Source organism: Nocardia grenadensis, from assembly GCF_050942415.1.
In the GTDB taxonomy this organism is placed as follows: domain Bacteria; phylum Actinomycetota; class Actinomycetes; order Mycobacteriales; family Mycobacteriaceae; genus Nocardia; species Nocardia grenadensis.
On the sequence record NZ_CP192054.1, the window covers coordinates 543,818 to 564,439 of the forward strand.

16 protein-coding genes and 4 tRNA genes are annotated in these 20,622 nt (G+C 67.8%); 12 read left to right on the forward strand and 8 right to left on the reverse strand.

The genetic code is table 11. From position 1 onward, the window contains the following. Positions 1–9 precede the first annotated feature (9 nt). Both phoU and ACQPYS_RS02540 read right to left on the reverse strand, forming a co-directional pair. Entirely contained in the window at positions 10–672 is a 663-nt protein-coding gene (gene phoU / locus ACQPYS_RS02535; RefSeq protein ID WP_063035485.1) for a phosphate signaling complex protein PhoU, read from the reverse strand. 235 nt (positions 673–907) lie between these two features. Then, on the reverse strand, positions 908–2,077 hold the full coding sequence (locus tag ACQPYS_RS02540; protein WP_245664475.1) for an LCP family protein: 1,170 nt from the start codon (positions 2,075–2,077) through the stop codon (positions 908–910). 21 nt (positions 2,078–2,098) lie between these two features. Between ACQPYS_RS02540 and ACQPYS_RS02545 the strand changes: the two genes are divergently transcribed. After that, a complete protein-coding gene (locus ACQPYS_RS02545) occupies positions 2,099–2,380 on the forward strand; it encodes a hypothetical protein (protein ID WP_245664476.1) in 282 nt (93 codons plus the stop codon). A 1,229-nt stretch (positions 2,381–3,609) separates the two neighbouring features. Here the strand turns inward: ACQPYS_RS02545 and dusB are convergent. Next, positions 3,610–4,758: a tRNA dihydrouridine synthase DusB gene (dusB, locus tag ACQPYS_RS02550; protein ID WP_084480468.1), complete on the reverse strand. Its 1,149-nt coding sequence runs from the start codon at positions 4,756–4,758 to the stop codon at positions 3,610–3,612. 249 nt (positions 4,759–5,007) lie between these two features. Here dusB and ACQPYS_RS02555 point away from each other — a divergent pair, with 249 nt between their 5' ends. Beyond that, on the forward strand, positions 5,008–5,637 hold the full coding sequence (locus ACQPYS_RS02555) for a hypothetical protein (RefSeq protein WP_433491591.1): 630 nt from the start codon (positions 5,008–5,010) through the stop codon (positions 5,635–5,637). A gap of 163 nt (positions 5,638–5,800) precedes the next feature. Here ACQPYS_RS02555 and ACQPYS_RS02560 read toward each other — a convergent pair whose 3' ends face one another. Continuing rightward, positions 5,801–6,769 (reverse strand): acyl-ACP desaturase, encoded by a 969-nt coding sequence (locus ACQPYS_RS02560; protein ID WP_063035488.1) that lies wholly within the window; start codon positions 6,767–6,769, stop codon positions 5,801–5,803. 454 nt (positions 6,770–7,223) lie between these two features. Then, positions 7,224–7,296 (reverse strand) — tRNA-Lys (locus ACQPYS_RS02565). An 878-nt stretch (positions 7,297–8,174) separates the two neighbouring features. Between ACQPYS_RS02565 and ACQPYS_RS02570 the strand changes: the two genes are divergently transcribed. From ACQPYS_RS02570 to ACQPYS_RS02595, 6 genes are all read left to right on the forward strand, one after another. Next, positions 8,175–8,837 (forward strand): TetR family transcriptional regulator, encoded by a 663-nt coding sequence (locus ACQPYS_RS02570; RefSeq protein ID WP_431941106.1) that lies wholly within the window; start codon positions 8,175–8,177, stop codon positions 8,835–8,837. Positions 8,838–8,931: 94 nt separating this feature from the next. Beyond that, a tRNA-Glu gene (locus ACQPYS_RS02575) sits at positions 8,932–9,007 on the forward strand. A 27-nt stretch (positions 9,008–9,034) separates the two neighbouring features. After that, a tRNA-Asp gene (locus ACQPYS_RS02580) sits at positions 9,035–9,111 on the forward strand. Between the two features lie 55 nt (positions 9,112–9,166). Beyond that, positions 9,167–9,240: transfer RNA gene (locus ACQPYS_RS02585), tRNA-Phe, on the forward strand. Between the two features lie 74 nt (positions 9,241–9,314). Beyond that, entirely contained in the window at positions 9,315–9,497 is a 183-nt protein-coding gene (locus ACQPYS_RS02590; protein WP_063035685.1) for a hypothetical protein, read from the forward strand. A 164-nt stretch (positions 9,498–9,661) separates the two neighbouring features. Then, positions 9,662–10,381 (forward strand): polyprenol monophosphomannose synthase, encoded by a 720-nt coding sequence (locus ACQPYS_RS02595; protein WP_433491592.1) that lies wholly within the window; start codon positions 9,662–9,664, stop codon positions 10,379–10,381. Between the two features lie 4 nt (positions 10,382–10,385). Here ACQPYS_RS02595 and ACQPYS_RS02600 read toward each other — a convergent pair whose 3' ends face one another. Both ACQPYS_RS02600 and ACQPYS_RS02605 read right to left on the reverse strand, forming a co-directional pair. Beyond that, entirely contained in the window at positions 10,386–11,840 is a 1,455-nt protein-coding gene (locus tag ACQPYS_RS02600) for a 1-acylglycerol-3-phosphate O-acyltransferase (protein ID WP_433491593.1), read from the reverse strand. Beyond that, positions 11,837–14,326 (reverse strand): glycerol-3-phosphate 1-O-acyltransferase, encoded by a 2,490-nt coding sequence (locus ACQPYS_RS02605; protein WP_433491594.1) that lies wholly within the window; start codon positions 14,324–14,326, stop codon positions 11,837–11,839. Before ACQPYS_RS02605 ends, ACQPYS_RS02600 begins: the two co-directional genes overlap by 4 nt. A 237-nt stretch (positions 14,327–14,563) precedes the next feature. On the opposite strand from ACQPYS_RS02605, the gene ACQPYS_RS02610 reads away from it, so the two are divergent. Further along, positions 14,564–15,877, forward strand: coding sequence for a salicylate synthase (locus ACQPYS_RS02610; protein ID WP_433491595.1), 1,314 nt, complete (start codon positions 14,564–14,566; stop codon positions 15,875–15,877). 43 nt (positions 15,878–15,920) lie between these two features. Here ACQPYS_RS02610 and ACQPYS_RS02615 read toward each other — a convergent pair whose 3' ends face one another. After that, on the reverse strand, positions 15,921–17,543 hold the full coding sequence (locus tag ACQPYS_RS02615) for a (2,3-dihydroxybenzoyl)adenylate synthase (RefSeq protein ID WP_433491596.1): 1,623 nt from the start codon (positions 17,541–17,543) through the stop codon (positions 15,921–15,923). A gap of 192 nt (positions 17,544–17,735) precedes the next feature. Here ACQPYS_RS02615 and ACQPYS_RS02620 point away from each other — a divergent pair, with 192 nt between their 5' ends. The 3 genes from ACQPYS_RS02620 (at position 17,736) to ACQPYS_RS02630 (ending at position 20,526) form a co-directional block, all read left to right on the forward strand. After that, positions 17,736–18,614 carry an oxidoreductase gene (locus ACQPYS_RS02620; protein ID WP_433491597.1) on the forward strand — a complete coding sequence of 293 codons (879 nt, stop codon included), beginning with the start codon at positions 17,736–17,738 and terminating at the stop codon, positions 18,612–18,614. A gap of 97 nt (positions 18,615–18,711) precedes the next feature. Then, positions 18,712–19,179 carry a carboxymuconolactone decarboxylase family protein gene (locus tag ACQPYS_RS02625; protein ID WP_063035496.1) on the forward strand — a complete coding sequence of 156 codons (468 nt, stop codon included), beginning with the start codon at positions 18,712–18,714 and terminating at the stop codon, positions 19,177–19,179. A 255-nt stretch (positions 19,180–19,434) separates the two neighbouring features. Then, positions 19,435–20,526, forward strand: coding sequence for a 3-deoxy-7-phosphoheptulonate synthase (locus tag ACQPYS_RS02630; protein ID WP_433491598.1), 1,092 nt, complete (start codon positions 19,435–19,437; stop codon positions 20,524–20,526). Positions 20,527–20,622 lie beyond the last annotated feature (96 nt).

Genomic DNA, 20,622 nt, shown 5'->3' on the forward strand with positions numbered 1-20,622 from the left:
TCGTTCGGGTCAGGACTCCGTGTCCTCGTCCGTCGGGAGCACACCGGTCACCAGGAAGATCACCCGGCGGCCGATCTCGACCGCGTGGTCGGCGAAACGCTCGTAGTAGCGGCCCAGCAGCGTCACATCGACCGCCGCGGCCACCCCGTACTTCCATTCGCGGTCCATCAGCAGGGTGAACAGGTGACGGTGCAGATCGTCCATCGCCTCGTCGTCCTGGTTCAGCTGGGCCGCGCGCTCGGGATCCCGGGTGTCGAGCACTTCCTGGGCGCCGTTACCCATACTGACCGCGATCCGGCCCATTTCGGCGAAGTAGCCGTTGACCGCTTCGGGCAGGGCGTGGTTCGGATGCCGCCGACGGGCCACCTTGGCCACATGCAGCGCCAGGGTACTCATCCGGTTGACATCGTTGACGATCTGGATCGCGCTGACCACCTGCCGGAGGTCGCCCGCGACCGGGGCCTGCAGGGCCAGCAGGGCGAACGATTTCTCCTCGGCGTCGGCGATCATCTCGGCGATCCGGTCGCCCTCGCCGATGACCTGTTCGGCCAGCGACAGATCGGCCTGGAGCAGAGCCTGCGTGGCGCGATCCATGGCCGAACCGGCGATACCGGCCATCTCGCCCAACAGGTGGGCGAGGTCGGCCATTTGCTCGTTGTAGATGACACGCATAAAACAGACAGTAGTTGGCGGTGCTGACCAAGTCACCAACAGGCGGTGAATCAGTGGTGCTCATACCTGGCGCCGTTACCGCGGTTCTGACGACGATGATTTCCTGCCTGATGTAGGGATGCCGGAGGACGACGGAGTCCGGGTAGGTTCGCAAAGAACTCCGGGTGGTCCCTGTGCGGGACCACCCGGAGTTCAGCTATGAGTCGACGGCGGTCGGTCGATCCGTGTCCGCGGGTCAGGCGGCGCAGGGGTCGTCGGCGGCGTTCACATGTTCGAGATCGCTGGGCAACTCCACCGGGGCAGCGCTCGCGGCGGGCACATCGGTGATCGGGCTGCCGACCGGCGTGGGTTCGTTCACCACCTGCTGGAAGTTCTCACCCAGGACCAGTTCGACGATACTGTCCAGCGTCTCGTCGAGTTCCATGGTGGCCCCAGGAACAGCGCTGGCAACCGTCGCCGCCTCGGCCTCGTGGCCGGGGGAGTAACGAACTTTGGTCTCGGTGGAATTGCCCTCGGTGTAATTACCGGCGTTGTAGATATTGAAACCGACATTTGCCAGTTGGCTGGCTGTCTGATTGGCGAGACCCGAGATGCCCGAACCGTTGGATACCAACAGCGACAGGATGCTCGGGTCCACCGCGGTCAGCGACGGTGGGACCGGCGCCTCCGAGGTCGGCGGCGGTGCGGGCGCGGTCTTCTCGCCCGGAAGCGGCTGGTCGTCGCGGATCGCGCGGAAGATCGCCTGGATATCCGCGGTTCTGGGGATCTCGTTGCCGTAGGAGGTCGTGCCCGCCGTGGGAACGGTCAGGAAAGTGACGGCACCGGACTCGAGGTCCTGTAGCGAACGTCCCAACATGAGCAGATCGTTCGGCTGTACATTGTCGACGAAGGTCGCATCCTTGAATGCTCCGATGATGCCGTTCAATTTGCCCGGATCCAGCAGGACTCTGCCGGAGAGGGTCCCGCGCAACAGTGAGGCGAGGAACTTCTGCTGCCGGTTGATCCGGTCGTAATCGCTGCGCTCTTCCCCGTATACGTGCCGTGCTCGGACATAGTTGAGGGCGGTTTTCCCATCGATGCGATGGCGGCCCGTTTCCGGGAGGATGGGGCCGAGCGTGTCGTCGATGAGAGGTTTGCTCACACACACCTCGACCCCGTTGACCTTGTCCACCATCTGCTCGAAACCGGCGAAGTCGATACCGATGAAGTGGTTGATCGTGCTGCCCGTCAATCGCTGGATGGTGGACAGCAGGCAGCGGGGACCGCCCAGCGCGTACACGGCATTGAGTTTGTCACCCATCGCCGAGTCGTACATCTCTTCGGTGTAGCTGTTGTTCTCGTTGTCGAAACCGTGGCATTCGGGCCGGGTGACATCGAGGTCGCGCGGGAAGGACACTACGACCACTCGCGACCGATCCTTCGGGATGTGCACCAGCATCGTTGTGTCGGCGCGAGCGCCCTCCGCGTCCTCCACACTGCCGGCGCCGATATCGCCGTTCGCGCCCGCCCTGGTGTCGGTACCGACGATCAGATAGTTCTCGTCGCCGAGCTGGGCTTGGGCGTCGATGACATCGTCCTCGTTCTCGGAGAGAGCGGATACCTGCGTGAAGCTGTTGCCCGCGGCACGAAGGTAGCTCCAGCCACCCCCGGTGATCAGGAGCGCGAGAACAGAGAAGAAGGCGACCGCGGCCCGGCCCGCGATCCGTAGTCGCCTGCTGCGCCGGCTTTCGGGGGCGCGCCGCCTCCTCGGTTTGCCGACCGTATCCGGTGCCGCCGGTCCGGAGGTGGGCCAACCGGCAGTGTCGGTCCGGCCGCCGATCCGAGGGTCGCTCTCGTCGAGCGGGTCGAGAATGTCGGTGACCGTTTCGGGTGGCTCGGCGGCCGCCTTCGCGCTTTTGCCGCGACGTGGTGTGCCGGAAGGTTGCCGAGGGTGTTTGGGAGGCGGTTCGCTACCCGGTCGCGAACCACCTCGAACGGGGTCGGATTGCCGCGGAACCGCCGTGGTCGGATCGGCGGACTCGACCGGTGCCGCGGCGGGTCGCTGTCCGGTCGGCGGGCGCTTCGACGGGTCTGGTGCGGGCTTGGCGGGCGGCGGTACCGCCGCCCGGTTGCCGGTCGCCGGACGGGAGGCATTCGGGCCCGGGGGCTTCTCCGCGGGCGCCCGGCCGGGGGGCCGAACCGGCCCGGGCTGATCCTGACCGGGCCGCTGCGGTGGTGCGGGCGGCTGGTTCCGGGCAGCGGGGGGTGGCGGAGGACCAGGCCGTCGTGGTCCGGCAGCAGAGGGCTGGGCCGCGGGGGACGAGCCGGTGGGCGGGCGGCCCGGGGTGGCAACGCCGCCTCGTACCGGTGGTGCGGGCGGGCGGTTCGGGCGGCCGACGGGCGGACCTTCGGGACCGGGTTGGTCGGTGCGGGGCCGTTCTTCGGCATTCGGTCGTGGCCCGTGACCCGCTGGACGCGCGGGGCGGTCCGCGGGCGCGCCGTGGCGCGGCGCATCGCCCTCACGTCGCCGGACCGTACGCTCACTGTCCACCCGGTCGACCAGATCCTGGACCGTCAGCGGCCCGGGGTTGGCGGGCGGCTCCGGCTGCCGTGGCCGACGGGACCCCCTCGCGCCGTCCATTTCGGGGGACTCTCCCGCGGGATACCGCTCCCACGGGGCGCGACCTCCGGGCCCTGATGATCGCCCGTGCCGATCGTCACCCACCAATGAACCTCGCTTTTCCGCAACTCGCTGCCGCCGCAACCATCCTCGAAAGGCTGCGCGGGATTCCGCAATGATAACGATCTCGCCACTGAGAGCCACTCGGACATTACGAGAGGGTCGGAAAAGCGGTTAATGCTGGGAAGTTGCCCGCAGTTATGTTTGCACGCGCATGCGATATTCTTCCGGCGTGTCGAATCGGCGTGTCGAATCGGTCGGCGGCCGGCTGTCGGTATTCAGCCGCCGCTGTGCATGACATCGGCGGCGGTCGGGACGGTCCCGTCCTCGGGGTCGTCCAGCCAGCCGTGCGGAAGCGCGACCTTACCCGGTGAACCCTGCCGCCCCCGGGGGCCTTCGGCGTCCTGAGGGAACGCAACGGTCGGATCCAACTGGTCGACGAGCGCACCGAGTTCGGCCAGCGAGGACACCGTCGCGAAACTGCGCCGCAGCTCGGCGCCCAGCGGGAAGCCCATGAAATACCAGGCCATATGTTTGCGCAGATCACGCATGCCTTTGTCTTCACCGTGGTGTTCGGCGAGTAGACCGGCATGGCGGGTCAGGATCGCGCCGACCTCCCCGAGGGTCGGCGGCACCGGCGCGGGTTCGCCTCGGAGGGCGGCACCGAGCTCGCCGAACAGCCAGGGCCGGCCCAGGCAGCCACGCCCCACCACGACCCCGTCGCAGCCGGTCTGTGCCATCATCGCCACCGCGTCGGCCGCACCGAAGATATCGCCGTTACCGAGTACCGGGATGGTGGTGACCGCCTCTTTCAGGCGCGCGATGGCCGACCAGTCGGCGGTTCCGGAGTAGCGCTGCGCCGCGGTGCGCGCGTGCAGGGCGACCGCCGCGGCGCCTTCGCTCTCGGCGATGCGACCGGTATCGAGGTAGGTCTGATGCTCGTCGTCGATTCCGATACGGAATTTCATGGTCACCGGCACTCCGGCCGGTTCGGCAGCCCGGACCATCTCCCGGACGATCCGGGCGAACAGATTGCGCTTGTAGGGCAGGGCGGCACCGCCGCCGAGCCGGGTCACCTTGGGGACCGGGCAGCCGAGGTTCATATCGATGTGATCGGCCCAGCCCTCGCCGACGATAATCCGGACGGCTTCCCCGAGGGTGGCCGGGTCCACACCATAGAGCTGCATCGACCGCGGCGATTCGCCCTCGTCGAACGACATCATGTGCAGCGTTTTCTCATTGCGTTCCACCACCGCGCGGGCGGTGATCATCTCGCAGACGTAGATCGCGGTCGGGCTACCGAACTCCCGGCAGAGCTTGCGGAAGGCCAGGTTGGTGATGCCGGCCATCGGCGCGAGGACGACCGGCGGGTCGACCGGGTAGGGGCCGATTCGCAGACGTGTCTCCTGCTCCAGCTGTGTTCGCACAATGTTCTATTTTCCCTCGAGCGTCCGGACCCGGTCACTGTCGGGTGCCTCACCGCGTGACCACGCACCGCCGGAGCCCCTTTCGGCGGTGGCGGTGAGCGGCGCGGCGCCCCCCGCGGGGTAGCTGCCGGTCCGGCCCGGCCGGGCGTTAGCCTCGTGAACGCCGGACCCGCCGGCCGCCCGATTTCCGCTGGATATACCGCCGGGGCCGCTGCCCCGATCGGGAGCAATCGAAAGAGGACGACATCCATGGCCGAGAACACCGACGACGCCGGCCGTGAGCCGGAGGAGAGCGCCGGTAGCCCGGGCGCAGCCGCCGCCACCTCCGCGAAACCGGCGCCGGCCGAATCCCGCCCGGGCGCGGTGTCCATCCAGGTTTCCAGCCTGATCCGCGGCGCGGTCGTCGCGGTGCTCGCTGTGGCGGCGACCATCTTCGCCGTGTTGTATTTCACCGCGCGAGGCGAAGTGGCCGATCGCGACGAGCGTGCCGCGGCCGACAGTCGTGCCGAGCAACTGGCCACCGAGTACGCGGTGGGAGCGGCCACCGTGAACTTCAAGGATCTCGATGTCTGGATCGCCGCACTGAAGAAGAACACCAGCCCCCGGCTGGCGGGCAAGTTCGACGACACCGCGCCCAAACTGGAACAGATCCTGGTGCCGCTGCAGTGGACCTCGACCGCCACCCCCATCACCGCGAAGGTCATGTCCGAACAGGACGGGGTCTACAAGGTGAATGTCTTCGTGAACGTGACCTCGACCAATGCCCAGAATCCGGACGGCACGCAGTCCACGGTCACCTATACGGTCACGATCGACGAGGACTCCGGTTGGCAGATCACGGACGTGGGCGGTGTGGACGGCGCCCTACCGGTGAAGTGAGGTGTTCTGGAGCGACAGAGTGAAGGAGCGCAGCGACTGGGCGGCGGAGTGAAGAATCGGTGTCACAGGGCCCCGACCCGCCCCACCGAAGGCGGGCATATAGACACCGAGACCGCCGGTGCCACCGGCGGTCTCGGTCGTTGTGTTCCCGGTTGCGGACGGCTCAGCCGTTCACCGTGGCGAAGGCCTTCTCCCGTTTGGCGGCCTCGCGGGCGAGCATCCGGTCGCGCTGTTCCTCGAACTTCACGACATCCTTGGACAGCTTGTCCAGGAAATCGGCGAGCTGCTCCCGCTTCTGCTCGCCGCGCGCGGTGAAGTCGGTACGGCCGAAGATGTTCCATTTCTTCAGCACCGGCTGCACGACCTCTTCGAGGTGCTGGCGCAGATCGTAGATGCCATGCTTGGCCATCAGCACACCGTTGCGCCGGAAATTCGGCATACCGGCGCCGGGCATCTGGAAATTCTCCAGAATCAGGGTGATGGCGTCCAGCGCCTGATCCGGGCACAGGTCCAGGGCGGCTCCGCACATGTTGCGGTAGAAGATCATGTGCAGGTTCTCGTCGGCCGCGATGCGCTGCAGCATGCGGTCGGCAATGGCGTCGTCGCACACCTTGCCGGTATTACGGTGCGAGACGCGGGTGGCCAGTTCCTGGAAGGTCACATAGGCCACCGAATGCAGAAAGCCGGCATCGGCCTCGGCAGGGGAGGCGAAACCGTTGGTCATATGAACCATGCGGGCCTGCTCCAGGGCGACCGGGTCGACGCCGCGGGTCACCACCAGGTAGTCGCGCATGACGATCCCGTGCCGGTTCTCCTCGGCGGTCCAGCGGCCGACCCAGGTGCCCCACGCGCCGTCCTGGGAAAAGTTCTCGGCGATTTCCCGGTGGTAGGAAGGCAGGTTGTCCTCGGTGAGCAGGTTGGTGATCATGGCCGCCTTGGCGACCTCGCCGAGCTTGGATTGCTCGGGGTCCCAGTCCTGTCCGCCGAGTGCGGCGAAGTTGCGACCCTCGTCCCAGGGGACGTAGTCGTGCGGATGCCACTCTTTTGCCAAGGAGAGGTGCCGGTTGACGTTCTGCTCGGCAACCGGCTCCAACTCTGTGAGCAGCTCGAGTTGAGTCAGATCCCTTGCCATGTAATCAAGCCCTTCATATGTGCGTTGGTGGGGGTCACCTGATGTAGACCGTTGCCGATGCGGCCATACCTTACGGCACCGTAGGTGTGATGCGAAACGCATCCGACCGCAAAAGAGTGCACGTTGGCGCAGGTGCCCCTGCCCGGGGTCACACCCGAGTGTATGGCCGGATCCGCAGTCATGGGCGTATCGCCGGGTGTCCCGATTGCGTTAGCGGCCGTGGGAAATAGCACAGCGGCCGGCGCGGGACCGGTGTCCGGCCGGTGGTTACGAGGCTGATCAGGCTGTTCGTCGTCATTGTGGAACCGCCCGAGCGGTGGGCTGAGGGAAGGCGGCGTGGGTCGGCTCCGGTCACAGTTCGGCCGGGTCGAGGCTGGTCCAACTCACAGGTGGGAGCTGCCGGGGTGGGAAGAAGGGCCGGGCGCCCGACCGGTGGGCCGGGCGCGCCCGGGGGTGCCCCCACCAGGGCTCGAACCTGGGACCTGCGGATTAAAAGTCCGTAGCTCTACCAACTGAGCTATAGGGGCGCGGCCGCAAGTGTACTGGTCGAGTCCGCGTTTCTCGTAATCGGGTGGCTATGCTGGTGCTTTCCGTCACTCAGGTCGCGGTGGCCCGGTCCGGCGTGGCTCGGGCGGAGGACGCCCCGGCGGGGTCGTAGGGGAGGTCGGGCCCGTTCGGTCGGCGGCCCGGTGAGCGGGAAACCATACCCATGAGTTCGGTATCACGGTACCTGCGGCATTGTTGATACAACGGGTAGCACGATACGATCCAAATATGTTGGATACCAATGCCTTTGGATGGGTAAAGGCAGATTTCTCGCAGATGTGGGGTCCGGGAACCGGCTTTCCGGAGTGTTGCGCTCCGAACGGGGCGTATGAGCGGGGCGGTATCAATCCAGGGGCCGGAGTGGCCTGCTGAGTACCGGTCCCGAACCTGCCCGAGCGGTCGAACATCCTGCGTTACCGGAGGATTCGCTCGGCCATTCGTTCGGTCTCGTCGGTGTCCGGTTCGTGAAATCCGGACGGCGAAATGGTAGCCCGCTGTATCGGTTTACCGCATGCCGGTACGAGATTCCGAGTACCGTGACGAATCAGCGAATTCGGGGTGTCACTCGGGACGGCGCTGCGGGAGGCGTATGGGGGACCAGGAACGGCGCAACGGAATGCCCGGATGCGCACCCCCTGCGGCGCACCCGGGCCATCGAATTATACCAGCCGGTGTGTTTCCTCTGCGGGCTGGGTTTCGTACCAAAGGTTCGGTACAGGTCAATAAACCGACCGCAGGTCTACATACAACAGGATAAGTTCGCGGCCCGGGCCCGCTCCTCGAAGGCGGATGGACGGTCGCGAGCATTCCGCGGGTGTAAATCCCGCGGATTGCACAAGGCTTCGGAGGCGTTTCGAGCATGGCACGGCAGCAAGAGCGGGCCCGTCGGACACGGGCAGCAATTATCCGGTCCGCCGCCGTTGAGTTCGGGAAGAGCGGCTATGCCGCGGCTTCACTCAACCGCATTTTGGAGGGATCGCGGGCGACCAAGGGCGCCATGTACTTCCATTTCGATTCGAAGGAAGATCTGGCGCGGGCCGTCCTCGATTCGGCGATCGAGCGATACCGCAGCACCATCGATCGCTGGCTCGTGCGCACGGACCTGGGCCCGCTCGACATTCTGCACGGCGTCTTCGACGAGATCGCGCTGCGACTCGAGCACGACATAATCGTGCAGGCCGAATTCCGGCTCGTCATCGATCCCGGCTTCCATCGGCAGGGCCACGGCGGCTGTCCGATGCTCTCCGCGGCCATCCGTGATCTGACGGTCGCGGCGATCGAACAGGGGCAGCTGCGCCCGGACACCGATCCCGACCGCTTCACCCGGACCCTCGCCGGCGCGCTGATCGGTCAGCGCTATATGACCGACGCCCACGGCGGTGAGCCGGATCTGCGCACTCGGTTCCGGGAGTCACTGGAGGTCTTGGTCCAGGCCGCTTGTACCCCGGCGTGGGTGGCGGAGTTCGACCGGTCGGGGTGGCAGGCGAGCGCGCGTCTGGAAGAGCTGGGTTCGTCCGCTTGACCAGCAGATTTGGGAATTGTGTGCACCCTGTCATAAGCTATGCGAGCTCCCAACGGACAGCCGTTGAAAGCCGGTCCGGAGAGATCCGGGACGAGCCCCCTTCGTCTAGCGGCCTAGGACGCCGCCCTTTCAAGGCGGTAGCGCGGGTTCGAATCCCGTAGGGGGTACCACCTATGCGAATAGGTGGCACACAGCAAGGCCCTGTGGCGCAGTTGGTTAGCGCGCCGCCCTGTCACGGCGGAGGTCGCGGGTTCGAGTCCCGTCAGGGTCGCCAATGGATGCCGGAGCAATCCGGCTTCCATCGGATGGCATTCGTTCCGGGTGCCTGCGGCCAGGTAGCTCAGTTGGTACGAGCGTTCGCCTGAAAAGCGAAAGGTCGCCGGTTCGATCCCGGCCCTGGCCACAATCAACCCCCTGATCACCACGATCGGGGGGTTTTTGCTGTTTCGGATCCCGGCCGGGTGGAATGCTGTGACCATGGCCGAACGGTGGTATTACTGCTTGAAGCATCAGCGCGCCGAGCGTGGGCGTCAGTGCTGGTTCCGGGACCGCATGGGGCCGTATCCGGACCAGGCCACGGCCGAACGCGCGCTAGAGATCGTGCAGCAGCGCAATGCCACCCAGGACGCGGCGGACCGGGCGTATCGCGAGGGCGACTGATTCGCCCCGAGAACTACCGATGGTCCCGCTCGGCGCCCCTATCACCGATGCGCTTCATTCCCGGGTGGGCGGTTGGGCTACCGTTCACGGGTAATACGTAGCGACGCTCGCGGCCTGCTGTACCCGGCCGCCGGGCGAGACCAGGTGAGCAGGGAGGGCGACCCTTGAGGGTTACCGTTGTTGTGCCGACCTACAACGAGCGGGACAATCTGCCGGTAGCGGTGGAGCGGTTGACTGCGCTACCCGTGCCCGACCTGCACGTACTGGTAGTCGACGACAACTCCCCGGACGGCACCGGTGAGGTGGCGGACAAGCTGGCCGTGGAGCTGCCCGATGTCGTGTCGGTACTGCACCGCACGGAGAAGGACGGGCTGGGCCGGGCCTACATAGCCGGTATCACCCGAGCCCTCGAGGAGGGCGCGGATGTGGTGATCCAGATGGACGCGGACCTGTCCCATCCCGCCGAGGTGATCCCTGCCATGCTCGCGGAGCTGGACCGGCCGGGTACCGGAGTCGTGCTCGGGTCCCGCTACGTGCCCGGCGGTTCCACCGCGGCGGAATGGAAGTGGTACCGCAAGGCGCTGTCGGCGTGGGCCAACTTCTATGTCAATGCCATCCTGCGGCTCGGGATCAAGGACGCCACCGCCGGTTTCAAGGCGTGGGAGGCCGATACGCTGCGCGCCATCGAGGTCGGCACGATCCGCAGCAACGGCTACTCCTTCCAGGTCGAGATGAACTACCGGGCCAAGAAGCAGGGCATCGGTATCGCCGAGGTACCCATCCGCTTCGAGGAGCGGACCCTCGGGGATTCCAAGATGAGCCTGAAGGTGCAGCTGGAATCGGCGCTGATGCCGTGGAAGCTGCTTCTCGGCCGCGCCCTCTGACCGTTCAGCGCGGCCAGTCGCGGAGTGTGTCGAGGTAGCGCTGCCGTACCTCGGCGACCTTCTCGTCCAGTTCGGCCGGGTCCTGTGTGTCCACCGCGATCGGCGGCAGGATCGCCACCTCGACCACACCGGGCCGCGCGATCATCGAATCCCGCCGGCCGACCTCGGCGGCATTGCGGATCACCACCGGGATCACCGGCACCCCCGCCTGCCGGGCCATGTGGAAGGCGCCCTTCTTGAATCCGCCGGGCTGCGCGGTGTACGAGCGGGTGCCCTCCGGGGCGATCGCGACGGACAGCCCGCCGCGCAGCGTATCCACCACCGGTGCCAGCGAGGCCTTGGCGAGGTCGGTGTTCGACCGGTCGATGAAGGTGACGCCGACGAACCGCATGAGTGGGCCGAAGATCGGATGCCGGATGAGTTCTTTCTTACCGACGCCGGTGACGTGTCCGCCGAGCACGGCGGGCACGATGAGCACGTCGAACTGACTCTGGTGGTTGAACAGGAAGACCGCGGGCCGCGGTTGGCGGGCGTGCTCCGCACCGGTGACGCGGAGCCGGATCCCGCACAGGCGCAGCGGCCAATCGGTGCCGTACTTCATCAGGGCGTCGGCCATGGCCCGCCGGTCGCGGGTGTAGGACTTGCGCAGTACCCCGTACAGCGCCCCGCCGAGCAGGGCGAAGAGCCCGAGTACGGTCCGCAGATAGTCGGCCGGGCGCGGGGCGGTCCGCGGGCCCACGGCGAGTGCGGCCCAGCCGTACTCGGCCGCCGTGGCCGCGAGTACGGGGCCCGGTGCGATCGGGACCCGCGTGCCGCCGCGGGACAGGAGCGGGAGATCGCTCGCGCTGCCGCTGTAGATATAGGAACGAGCGAGGTCGACCCCGTGGGCGGCCGCGAATTCCGCCACCGCCTCGGCCTTCTCGGGGCCGTAACGCACTTCGCCGTGGATGAGCCCGGTCAGCCGGCCCTCCGACACCGCCGCCCGGCTGCCGAGCACCCGTGGGATACCGAGCGCGGCGGCCGCCGGGAGTAACTGGAATTCCGCCGCGTCCCCGGTCAACACCACGGTGTGCCCGGCCGCGATATGTTCCTGCACCAAGCGCAGCGGCTCGGGGCGTAACCGGTCGTACCAGCCCCGTTTGAACAGGCGTTCGCCCAGCGCGGTGAGCTCTTCCGGTGTCCGTCCGGCCGCGGCCCGCACAGCGCGCTCGAGCATCTCGCCCGCCGCGTTCTCGCCGCTGTGCCGCAACTGGTCGAACAGCGTTTCCAGCACTTCACGGTCCGGCCCGCGCCACCGCGGCACGGGCACGGACCCGAGTTCGGCTACGGCCGTCAGATCGAAGACAGCGCCGACCTCGGCGCCGCGGGGGCCGGAACGGATGGTGGCCACCACGGCGTCTATCCCGGACGGCGCGGGATTCTCGCCGGTGCGCCCGGTGCCCGCTTCCCGGGTGCTCACCGGATCCGCCCGGCCGGGAGATTGGAGGGGTCGAGGGTGGCGGCCCGGGAGATCCGGAAGCCGATGGTGCGCAACCGCTCGGCGAACTCGGCACGCCGAGTGGCCAGTTCGGCCACCGATTCCGCCGATTCCGGGTCCGCGGGTTCGAGCAGCCCGCGATTGGCGGCCAGTTTCAGCGCACTGCCGAACAGCTCGGTGGACACCGACTCCGTACTGTGCAGCCGTTGCTGCAACAGCATCTGCCTGCCGACCGAGACGCATTCCTCGACGAACTCCTTGCGGTCGATCGGCGCGGCCGGGTCCCGGGCGGCCAGCCGTTCGGCCACCACCAGCTGCGCGTCGAAGAACGAGCGCAGTACCCGGTGGGCCATCATGAAGCCGGTGCCGGTGAGCGCGGCCAGGATCTCGCTGCCGAGAGTGTCACGTGACCGCGACCGCCAGCGCGGGTCGATGAGCAGTACCTCCGCGGTCATCCGCTCGGCGAACTCGGTCCGGTCCGGGAAGAAGAACTCGAATTTCAGCAGATCCCGCAGCCGGTAGGCCTCGTCCCAGCCGACGTCCAGGGCGTCGGCGTCCGGTCCGACGGCATCGCCGGCCGGATCGTCGGGCGCGGCGTCGACCGCGGCCAGGATCGCCAGCTCGACAATGGCCCGATCGACGAACCAATGCACCGCGCTGTTGCGGTAGAACGCGGCTTCGAGGTGGGCACCCGCTTCGATGGAGTACACCGGCTCGACACCCCCGCGGTAGACGGTGACCACCTTCGCGAGCGATAACTGCTCGAGGACCACCGCCAGGCTCTGCTCGTCGCGCAGTTTCGCGATCTCGCCGCAGGGCAGGTTCCGCTGTTCGATGTAGTCCAGTACCGGGGCGAGTACCTCGCACACCTCGGTCCGTGTCAGTGCCCGCTGGTGGACGCCCAGTAAGACCAGCGTGACCAGGGCGTTGACGGTGATCGGGGTGACCGAGTTGATGCCCACGGCGACATCGAACGCCAGCCGCTGTACCGCCAGGCGTTCCTTTTCGCCGATTTCGTCGGGTGGCTCGCCGGGTTCGGTCCAGGCCCGGCCGGTGGCGTCGGCCGGGTGCAGCGGGATGGTGACAGGGGGCGCGATCAGCGGGTCGCCGTGCGCGGCGAGACGTTCGCGGGCCGAAAGCGGGGCCCCGAAGCGGACGTAGACGTGCCCGGCCGAATGCTGCTGGTTGCGGACGTAGCGGGCCAGCCAGGCCAGGCCCTCGGGTTTCTTACGACCGCCCATCTGCTCGTCGGCGATGGCGCCGAGTTCGTTGAGCCGTTCGTAGGTGATCGACACCGGGACCAGCAGTGCGTCGGCGATCCGGTCCTGGCGCACGGCCGCGGCGAGATAGTTGAGCAGGCCGTAGCGGGGTGGGCGTAGCTTTCCGGTGCGGGTACGGCCGCCCTCGAAGTACCACTCCAGGTTGAACCGCCGCGCCATCAGATAGCCGAAGTACTCCTCGACCACCGCCTGATACACCGTGTCGCCCCCGAAACTGCGCCGGATGAAGATCGTTCCGGTACGCCGGGCGATCGGGCCCATGGGCCAGAACCGGAGGTTCGCGCCGCCCACCACGTGGTTGGGCGGGAAATCGTTGCGGGCCAGCACATCGCCCAGGACGAAGGCGTCCACATAGGACCGGTGGGAGGGGAGGAAGATCAGCGGGTAGCGCCGGTTGAGGTCACGCAGGGCGGTGAGCCCGGATTCGTCGCAGTCCACCTTCCAGGTCGACGCGTGGACCGGGCGCATGGCCTGGGTGAACAGATCCGAGACCGTGCGGCTCTGCGCCGCGACCAGTTCGTTCAGTGCTTTCTCGGCGCGCCGGTGCACCTCCTGAGGCGCGGCCCCGATCTCGTCGGCGATCGATTCGAGCCGGCGCAGGAATTCCGGCGAGTCCAGGATCTCCTCGGTGACCAGGCGGGGCACCTTGTACCGGTCACCGATCACGCCGCGTTCCGCGCGTTCGAGCGCGACGACCGCGGCACGTACCACCGCGCGGGCGAACGGGTCCGCGGTGCCGGCGTAGTGCAGGGCGGTGGCCTCGGGATTGTTGGCCCGCAGTTCGCTCAGCCGGGCCGGGCTGCCGGTGAGCACGAGGTGCCGGTCGGGGGATCGTTCGACCAGCCGCCGCTGGGCGAGCCGGTTCGGGCGGCGCGGGTTGGTGAGCTGGGCGAGATCACCGAAGGTCACCCGCCGGACGCCGTCGCGTTCGGGCGGTAGCCACAGCACCCGGACCGGGACCACCAGTGGATCGTCGGCGCGGCCGGTGAGCCGGTCGGCGACGGCACCGGCGTCCAGGTCGAGCTGGGTGACCGGGGCGCGTACGCCCAGTTCGGCGGTCAGGCCGCCGTCGGCGATCCAGCGACCGATCAGTTCCCGTTCGGTACCCGATGCCGAATCCACCAGCGCGACCACCGATTCCAATGGCAGATCGGAGAGTGCCGGAGCTCCACTGCGGTGCTCGATCATGGTGTGGATCCTCTGCTCGGATGGGGGCGGTCGGCCCCGGCCCGGATGGGGCCGTATGACCGGATCGGCGAAGCCCGATCGGTCGTCGGCTCGAAAATACTCCTTGCCAACCACTATGGACGGCTCTCGCGCCGTTGGGGTTGTTTGGCTCGTTTCCGGTCGTTTCCGAGACCTCCCAACAAAAGAGGTAATGCTAACCTTACTTCCGATTTCAGGTCGGTTAGCCTTGGAGGATCGTTGTCGACCACTGACGAACGTTTACGTGCCGAGTATGTGACCGACCCGGCGGCAGCGATGGCGCGCCTGGCGGCCGAGAACCACTCCGGCGACCATATGGTCTACGAGCGCGGCGGGGAATGGGTCTTCGCCGCGGATCCGATCGGCACCGTCGAACTCGACGCCGGCGAACTTCGGATCACCTGGGCCGGCGAGACCACGGTCCGCGGCTGGTCCGGCAGCCCGGCCGCGCTGATGCACAGCGTGCTCGCCGAACTGCCGATGACCGGCCGCAATGCCTACGGGTGGATCGGGTTCGAATTCTGCGCGTGGTCGCTGGGCGCCACCGGATATCTGCGCCCCGGCATTGCCCTGGCCCATCTGATGATCCCGCGCGTGGAGGTCCGAATCGACACCGCCGGGGCGGTGTGGATCACCGGAGCCGATCCGGCCGAGGCCGCGACACTCGCCGATACCGTCGCGAGTTCCCGGGATACCGCGCTCCCGCAACCCCATCCGGTCGATGTCCGGGTGGATACCTCCGGCTACCGCGAGCGCGTCGCCGCGGCCGTGGCGGAGATCGAGGCCGGGCGGTACCAGAAGGTCATTCTCTCGCGGAAGGTCGAGCTACCGTTCGCGGTGGACATCCCGGCCACCTACCGGCTCGGCCGGGCGCACAACACCCCCGCCCGGTCCTTCCTGCTGAATCTGGGCGGGTTGCAGGCGGCCGGATTCAGCCCGGAACTGGTGCTCTCGGTGGACGACGACCGGACGGTCAGTACCGAACCGCTCGCCGGCACCCGCGCCTTCGGGCTCGGGGCCGAGATGGACAGTGCCGCGCGCGCGGAGCTGATCTCCGATCCGAAGGAGATCGTCGAACATGCCCTCTCCGTACAGACCTGCTTCGCCGAGATCGGTACGGTCGCCGAACCCGGCACCACCTCGGTCTCGGATTTCATGGCGGTGCGCGAGCGCGGCAGCGTGCAGCATCTGGCCTCCACCGTCCGGGGGCGCCTCGCGGCCGGCCGTACGGCCTGGGACGCGCTGGACGCGATCTTCCCTTCAGTGACCGCCTCGGGCATTCCGAAGCGGCCGGGGGTCGATTCGGTCTTCCGGCACGACCGGCCGCGTGGTCTGTACTCCGGTGCGGTGCTGATGGTTTCGCCCACCGGCGCGTTGGAGGCGGCGCTGGTGCTGCGGGCGGTGTACCAGACCGGTGCGGGCGCGTGGTTGCGCGCGGGAGCGGGCGTGGTCGCGCAGTCGCGGCCCGATCGGGAATTCGAGGAGACCTGCGAGAAGCTGGGCAGCGTGGCGCCCTACGTGGTGAAGGCGTAGGGCACCTCGGCCGGTACGAAGACGGCCCGGCCCGTCTTCTCGCCTACACTTGGGCGCGCAGCGTCTTCTTGTCGATCTTGCCCACCGCGGTCAGCGGCAGGGCGTCCGCGCGGCGCAGGACGTCCGGGAGTTTGTAGGTCGCCAGGCCCCGCTCGGCGAGGAACTCCTTGATCTCGGCCAGGGCCGGCATATCGCCGGTGACGACCAGTACCGCGCAGACCTTTTCGCCGAGACCGGGATCTGGCAGGCCGACCGCGGCCGCGTGCCGGACAGCGGGGTGGGCGAGCAGATGCTCCTCGAGTTCGTCGCAGGAGACGTTCTCCCCGCCCCGGTTGATCACATCCTTGATCCGGCCCGACACCATCAGATGGCCACTGGGCAACTGCCGCACCAGGTCGCCGCTGCGGTAGTAGCCGTCGGGAGTGAAGGCGCGGGCATTGTGTTCGGGGGCGCGGTAGTAGCCGCGTAGCGTGTACGGGCCGCGGGTGAGCAGTTCACCCTCCGCGCCCGGTGCGACGTCCACACCGTCCTCGTCGACCACCCTGATCTCGTCCGCCGGGCACAGCGGACGGCCCTGAGTGGTGCAGACGATATCCGGATCGTCGTCGAGCCTGGTGAAGTTCAGCAGCCCCTCGGCCATGCCGAAGACCTGTTGCAGGGTCACCCGCAGCGCGGGCGCCACTTCGCGGGCGTTCACCTCGGCCAGTTTCGCGCCCCCGACCTGCAGCAACCGCAGGGAGGAGATATCGGCCTCCTCCCATTCCACCGCGGCCGACCACAATTGCGCCAGCGGCGGCACCACGGCGGTGACGGTGACCTGATGGCGTTCGATCGCCGCGAAGGCACTCTCCGGGCTCGGGTCGGTGACGAAGGCCAGCGCGCCCCCGGTCGCCACCGTGCCCAGGATGCCCGGGCAGGCCAGCGGGAAATTGTGCGCGGCGGGCAGGGCGGCCAGATAGACGTCCCGGTCGTCGAGTTCGCAGACGGCCGCGCTCGCGGTGGCGTTGTAGACGTAGTCGTCATGGGTGCGGGCGATGAGTTTGGGGAGCCCGGTGGTACCGCCGGAGACAAGCATGAGCGCGATATCGGCTGGGTCGACCGCGGGCAGCGATCCGGTGTCCCGCGCGATGGACATCAGTGCGGTGAATTCGCCGGCCGCACCGGCGACCAGGACGTGCCGCAACGATTCGACGGTGGTCAGCAGGGTGGCGGCCAGTTGCCGGTAGTCGAAATCACCCTGCCGGTCGGCGACCAGATACGCGACCGCGCCGGAAAGACCGGCCAGATGCTCGATCTCGGACCGGCGGTGCGCGGGCAAGGTGAGTACCGGAATGATGCCGGCGCGCAACAATCCGAACAGCGCGATCACGAACTCGGGGGTGTTGAGCAGTTGGACGATCACCCGGTCGCCCGGCGCGATCCCGAGGGCCAGGAATCCGTAGGCCATCCGGTCGGCTTCCGCGTCCAGTTCGGCGTAGGTGAGCGGCCGGTCGCCGAGCAGCGCGGGATGCTCCGGGCTGCGGCGCGCGGTATCGCGGAGCAGATCCCCCACGGTGGTGCCGGTCCAGTAGCCGACGGCACGGTAGGTCTCGGCCAGGTCCTCGGGGAAGGGAACGTAACCGTCACGGTGGGTGCCGGCGGCGGTGGAAGTCACGATATGCCTCATAGGGAAAAAGGGACTCGAAAGCGTGTGCGGCGCGTTTCCGGTCCATTGATAGGTTAGGCAACCCTATATCTTTTGAAAAGAGCGTGTCTCTGCCGCGCAGGTCCCGGCGGTGCGCGAGAGATCCGGATCCGGTCCGCGATACCCGGTCCGTCGCGCCCGGTGCACACCCCCGTCGCGCATTAGACTCGCCCCATGAGTGGTTGGGGCGTCGGGGACATCCCCGATCAGCAGGGTCGAACCGTCATCATCACCGGCGCGAACAGCGGGCTGGGCGCGGTCGCCGCGCGGGCCCTCGCCGGAGCCGGGGCCCAGGTGATCCTGGCCTGCCGGAATGTGGGCAAAGGTGAGGCCGTCGCCGCCGAGATCGGTGAACGGGCGCAGGTCCGGCGGCTGGATCTGGCCGATCTGGCCTCGGTCCGGGAGTTCGCCGCCGGGGTGGAGAGCGCGGACGTCCTGATCAACAATGCCGGCGTGATGGCGGTACCGCTGCGGCGGACCGCCGACGGTTTCGAAATGCAGATCGGCACCAACCATCTCGGCCATTTCGCGCTCACCGGCCTGCTACTCGGCAAGATCGGTGAGCGGGTGGTCACCCTGTCCAGCGGTGCCCACGTGGCGGGGGCCATCGACCTCGAGGATCTCAACTGGCAGCGGCGCCCGTACAAGCGCTGGTCGGCCTACGGTCAGTCGAAGCTGGCCAATCTGCTCTTCGCCTTCGAGTTGCAGCGCCGGCTCACCGCGGCCGGCTCGGCGAAGCTGTCGGTGGCGGCCCACCCCGGCTACGCCGCCACCGCACTGCAGTCGCATACCGAGACCGTGCTCGACTCGGTGATGAACATCGGTAACAAGGTGTTCGCGCAGAGCGCGGAAATGGGGGCGCTGCCGGAGCTCTTCGCCGCCACCGCCCCGGTCGAGCCGGGCGCCTACTACGGGCCGACCGGCCTGGGCGGGATGCGCGGCCACCCTGGTCGGTCGGGTTGCTCGAAGCGGGCGAAGGACCAGCTCACCGCGCGTTCGCTGTGGGAGCTCTCAGAGCGGTCGACCGACGTGAAGTTCGACTTCTCGGCCTGAGGGGCCCACCCGTCCGCGATACTCCCCGCGGGATGTCACGCCTGCGTTCGCTGCGCCGTCGTCTCTGTGACAAGGCAGGAACGAAAGGAATCCGGATATGGAACCCCGTGTGAATCTCGCAGAGAACAAGGTGACCGCGAGCTACGTCAAGAGGTTGGTCACCGCCGGCAAGGTGGTCGAGAACTCGGGTCTGCCCGCAGCCACCTACGAACTGGTGAAGATCCGGGCGAGCCAGATCAACGGCTGCGCGGTGTGCCTGGATATGCACACCAAGGACGCTCTGCATGCCGGGGAAACCACACTGCGGATCAACCTCATCGCCGCATGGCGGGAGGCCACCGTCTTCACCGAGGCCGAACGTGCCGCGCTCGAACTCACCGAAGCGGGTACCCGGCTGGCCGACGGCGGCGGGGTGAGTGAGCAGACCTGGCAGCGGGTGCGCAAGCACTACGGCGACGACCAGATCGGTGGGCTGCTCGTCGCCGTCGCCACCATCAACGCGTGGAACCGGCTCAACGCCATCGCCCACTCCCCGGGCGGGAACTACGAGCCCGGCCAGTTCTGAATAGACGGCGGGGCGAGATTGTGTCTAATATCACTTTCCGCCATGCGATTCCGCCCCGCGTCCATCCTCGTGGACAACCGCCTGGTACCGTCACCAATCGTGCAGCGCGTGTATTTCTGGTTTAGCAAGCCGGCCCGGGGTGGGTCGGTCTGCGGCTACCACGCGCGCTGACCAGTTTCCCCGAGCCGGATGACGACCGGCTCGACGGGCGAATATTTCCGTGGGTCGGCCCGAACGAGAAGGACACCACCCACGATGACAACCGCAGTCGATATCGACGCACGCCATTCCGATCTGGACGATCAGCGGACCCTCAGTGTGAGCCCGCTGCGCTCGCCGGCCGAAGTGCGCCGGGTCCACGCCATCACCGACGAGCACGCCGCCACCGTGCGGGCCGGACGTAAGTCCACCGTCGAGGTGCTCAACGGGGTCGACGACCGCCTGATGGTGGTCGTCGGGCCGTGCTCGGTGCACGACCCGGTCGCCGCGCTCGATTACGCGCGGCGGCTGACCGCCGCGTCGGCGGAACTCTCCGATCGGTTGCACCTGATCATGCGGGTCTACTTCGAGAAGCCGCGTACCACGCTGGGCTGGAAAGGGCTGATCAACGATCCGCATCTCAACGGCAGCTTCGATGTCAACACCGGGCTGGGTATCGGCCGTCAGCTGCTGCTCGACATCACCGCGCTGGGCCTGCCGGTCGCCTGCGAGTTCCTCGATCCCATCACTCCGCAGTACATCTCGGATCTGGTCTCCTACGGCGCGATCGGCGCCCGTACCGCGGCCAGCCAGGTGCACCGGCAGCTGAGCAGCGCCCTGTCCATGCCGGTCGGGATCAAGAACGGGACCGACGGCGATGTGCAGGTCGCCGTGGACGGGGTCCGGGCGGCCGCGGCCAGCCATGTGTTCCCCGGTACCGATCTCGACGGCCGGGCCGCGCTGATCCAGACCGCGGGCAACGAGGACTGCCATGTGATCCTGCGCGGGGGATCCAACGGCACCAACTACGACGCGGCCTCGGTGGCCGACGCCTGCGCGCGGCTGGAGAAGTCCAAGCTGCCACAGCGGATCGTGGTCGACGCCAGCCACGGCAACAGCAACAAGGACCACCGGCGGCAGCCCGTCGTCGTCGCCGATATCGCCGAGCGGCTGGCCGCGGGTGAACCGGGTGTGGTCGGGGTGATGCTGGAGAGCTTCCTGGTCGAGGGCCGCCAAGACCTCACTCTGGGCCGGTCCGCCGATCTCACCTACGGCCAGTCCATCACCGACGCCTGCATGGACTGGGACACCACCGCCGCCCAGCTGAACCGGCTGGCCGACGCCGTCGCCCGGCGCCGCCGGCGTTGAGGATCCGGTCGCTGCGCCGTACGGACCGGGAGTCCGCGGCGCGAGCGGCCGGGCCGGCGACCGTGCGTCTCCGGCAGCGACCACCCGACGGCCGGA

Bases quoted from the DNA above. Each gene is read 5' to 3' on its own strand.
- ACQPYS_RS02615 (WP_433491596.1), bottom strand. From the start codon at position 17,543: ATGAGGCATATCGTGACTTCCACCGCCGCCGGCACCCACCGTGACGGT.
- ACQPYS_RS02620 (WP_433491597.1), top strand. From the start codon at position 17,736: ATGAGTGGTTGGGGCGTCGGGGACATCCCCGATCAGCAGGGTCGAACC.
- ACQPYS_RS02625 (WP_063035496.1), top strand. From the start codon at position 18,712: ATGGAACCCCGTGTGAATCTCGCAGAGAACAAGGTGACCGCGAGCTAC.
- ACQPYS_RS02560 (WP_063035488.1), bottom strand. From the start codon at position 6,769: ATGGCAAGGGATCTGACTCAACTCGAGCTGCTCACAGAGTTGGAGCCG.
- ACQPYS_RS02605 (WP_433491594.1), bottom strand. From the start codon at position 14,326: ATGATCGAGCACCGCAGTGGAGCTCCGGCACTCTCCGATCTGCCATTG.
- phoU (WP_063035485.1), bottom strand. From the start codon at position 672: ATGCGTGTCATCTACAACGAGCAAATGGCCGACCTCGCCCACCTGTTG.
- ACQPYS_RS02570 (WP_431941106.1), top strand. From the start codon at position 8,175: ATGGCACGGCAGCAAGAGCGGGCCCGTCGGACACGGGCAGCAATTATC.
- ACQPYS_RS02555 (WP_433491591.1), top strand. From the start codon at position 5,008: ATGGCCGAGAACACCGACGACGCCGGCCGTGAGCCGGAGGAGAGCGCC.
- ACQPYS_RS02590 (WP_063035685.1), top strand. From the start codon at position 9,315: ATGGCCGAACGGTGGTATTACTGCTTGAAGCATCAGCGCGCCGAGCGT.
- ACQPYS_RS02630 (WP_433491598.1), top strand. From the start codon at position 19,435: ATGACAACCGCAGTCGATATCGACGCACGCCATTCCGATCTGGACGAT.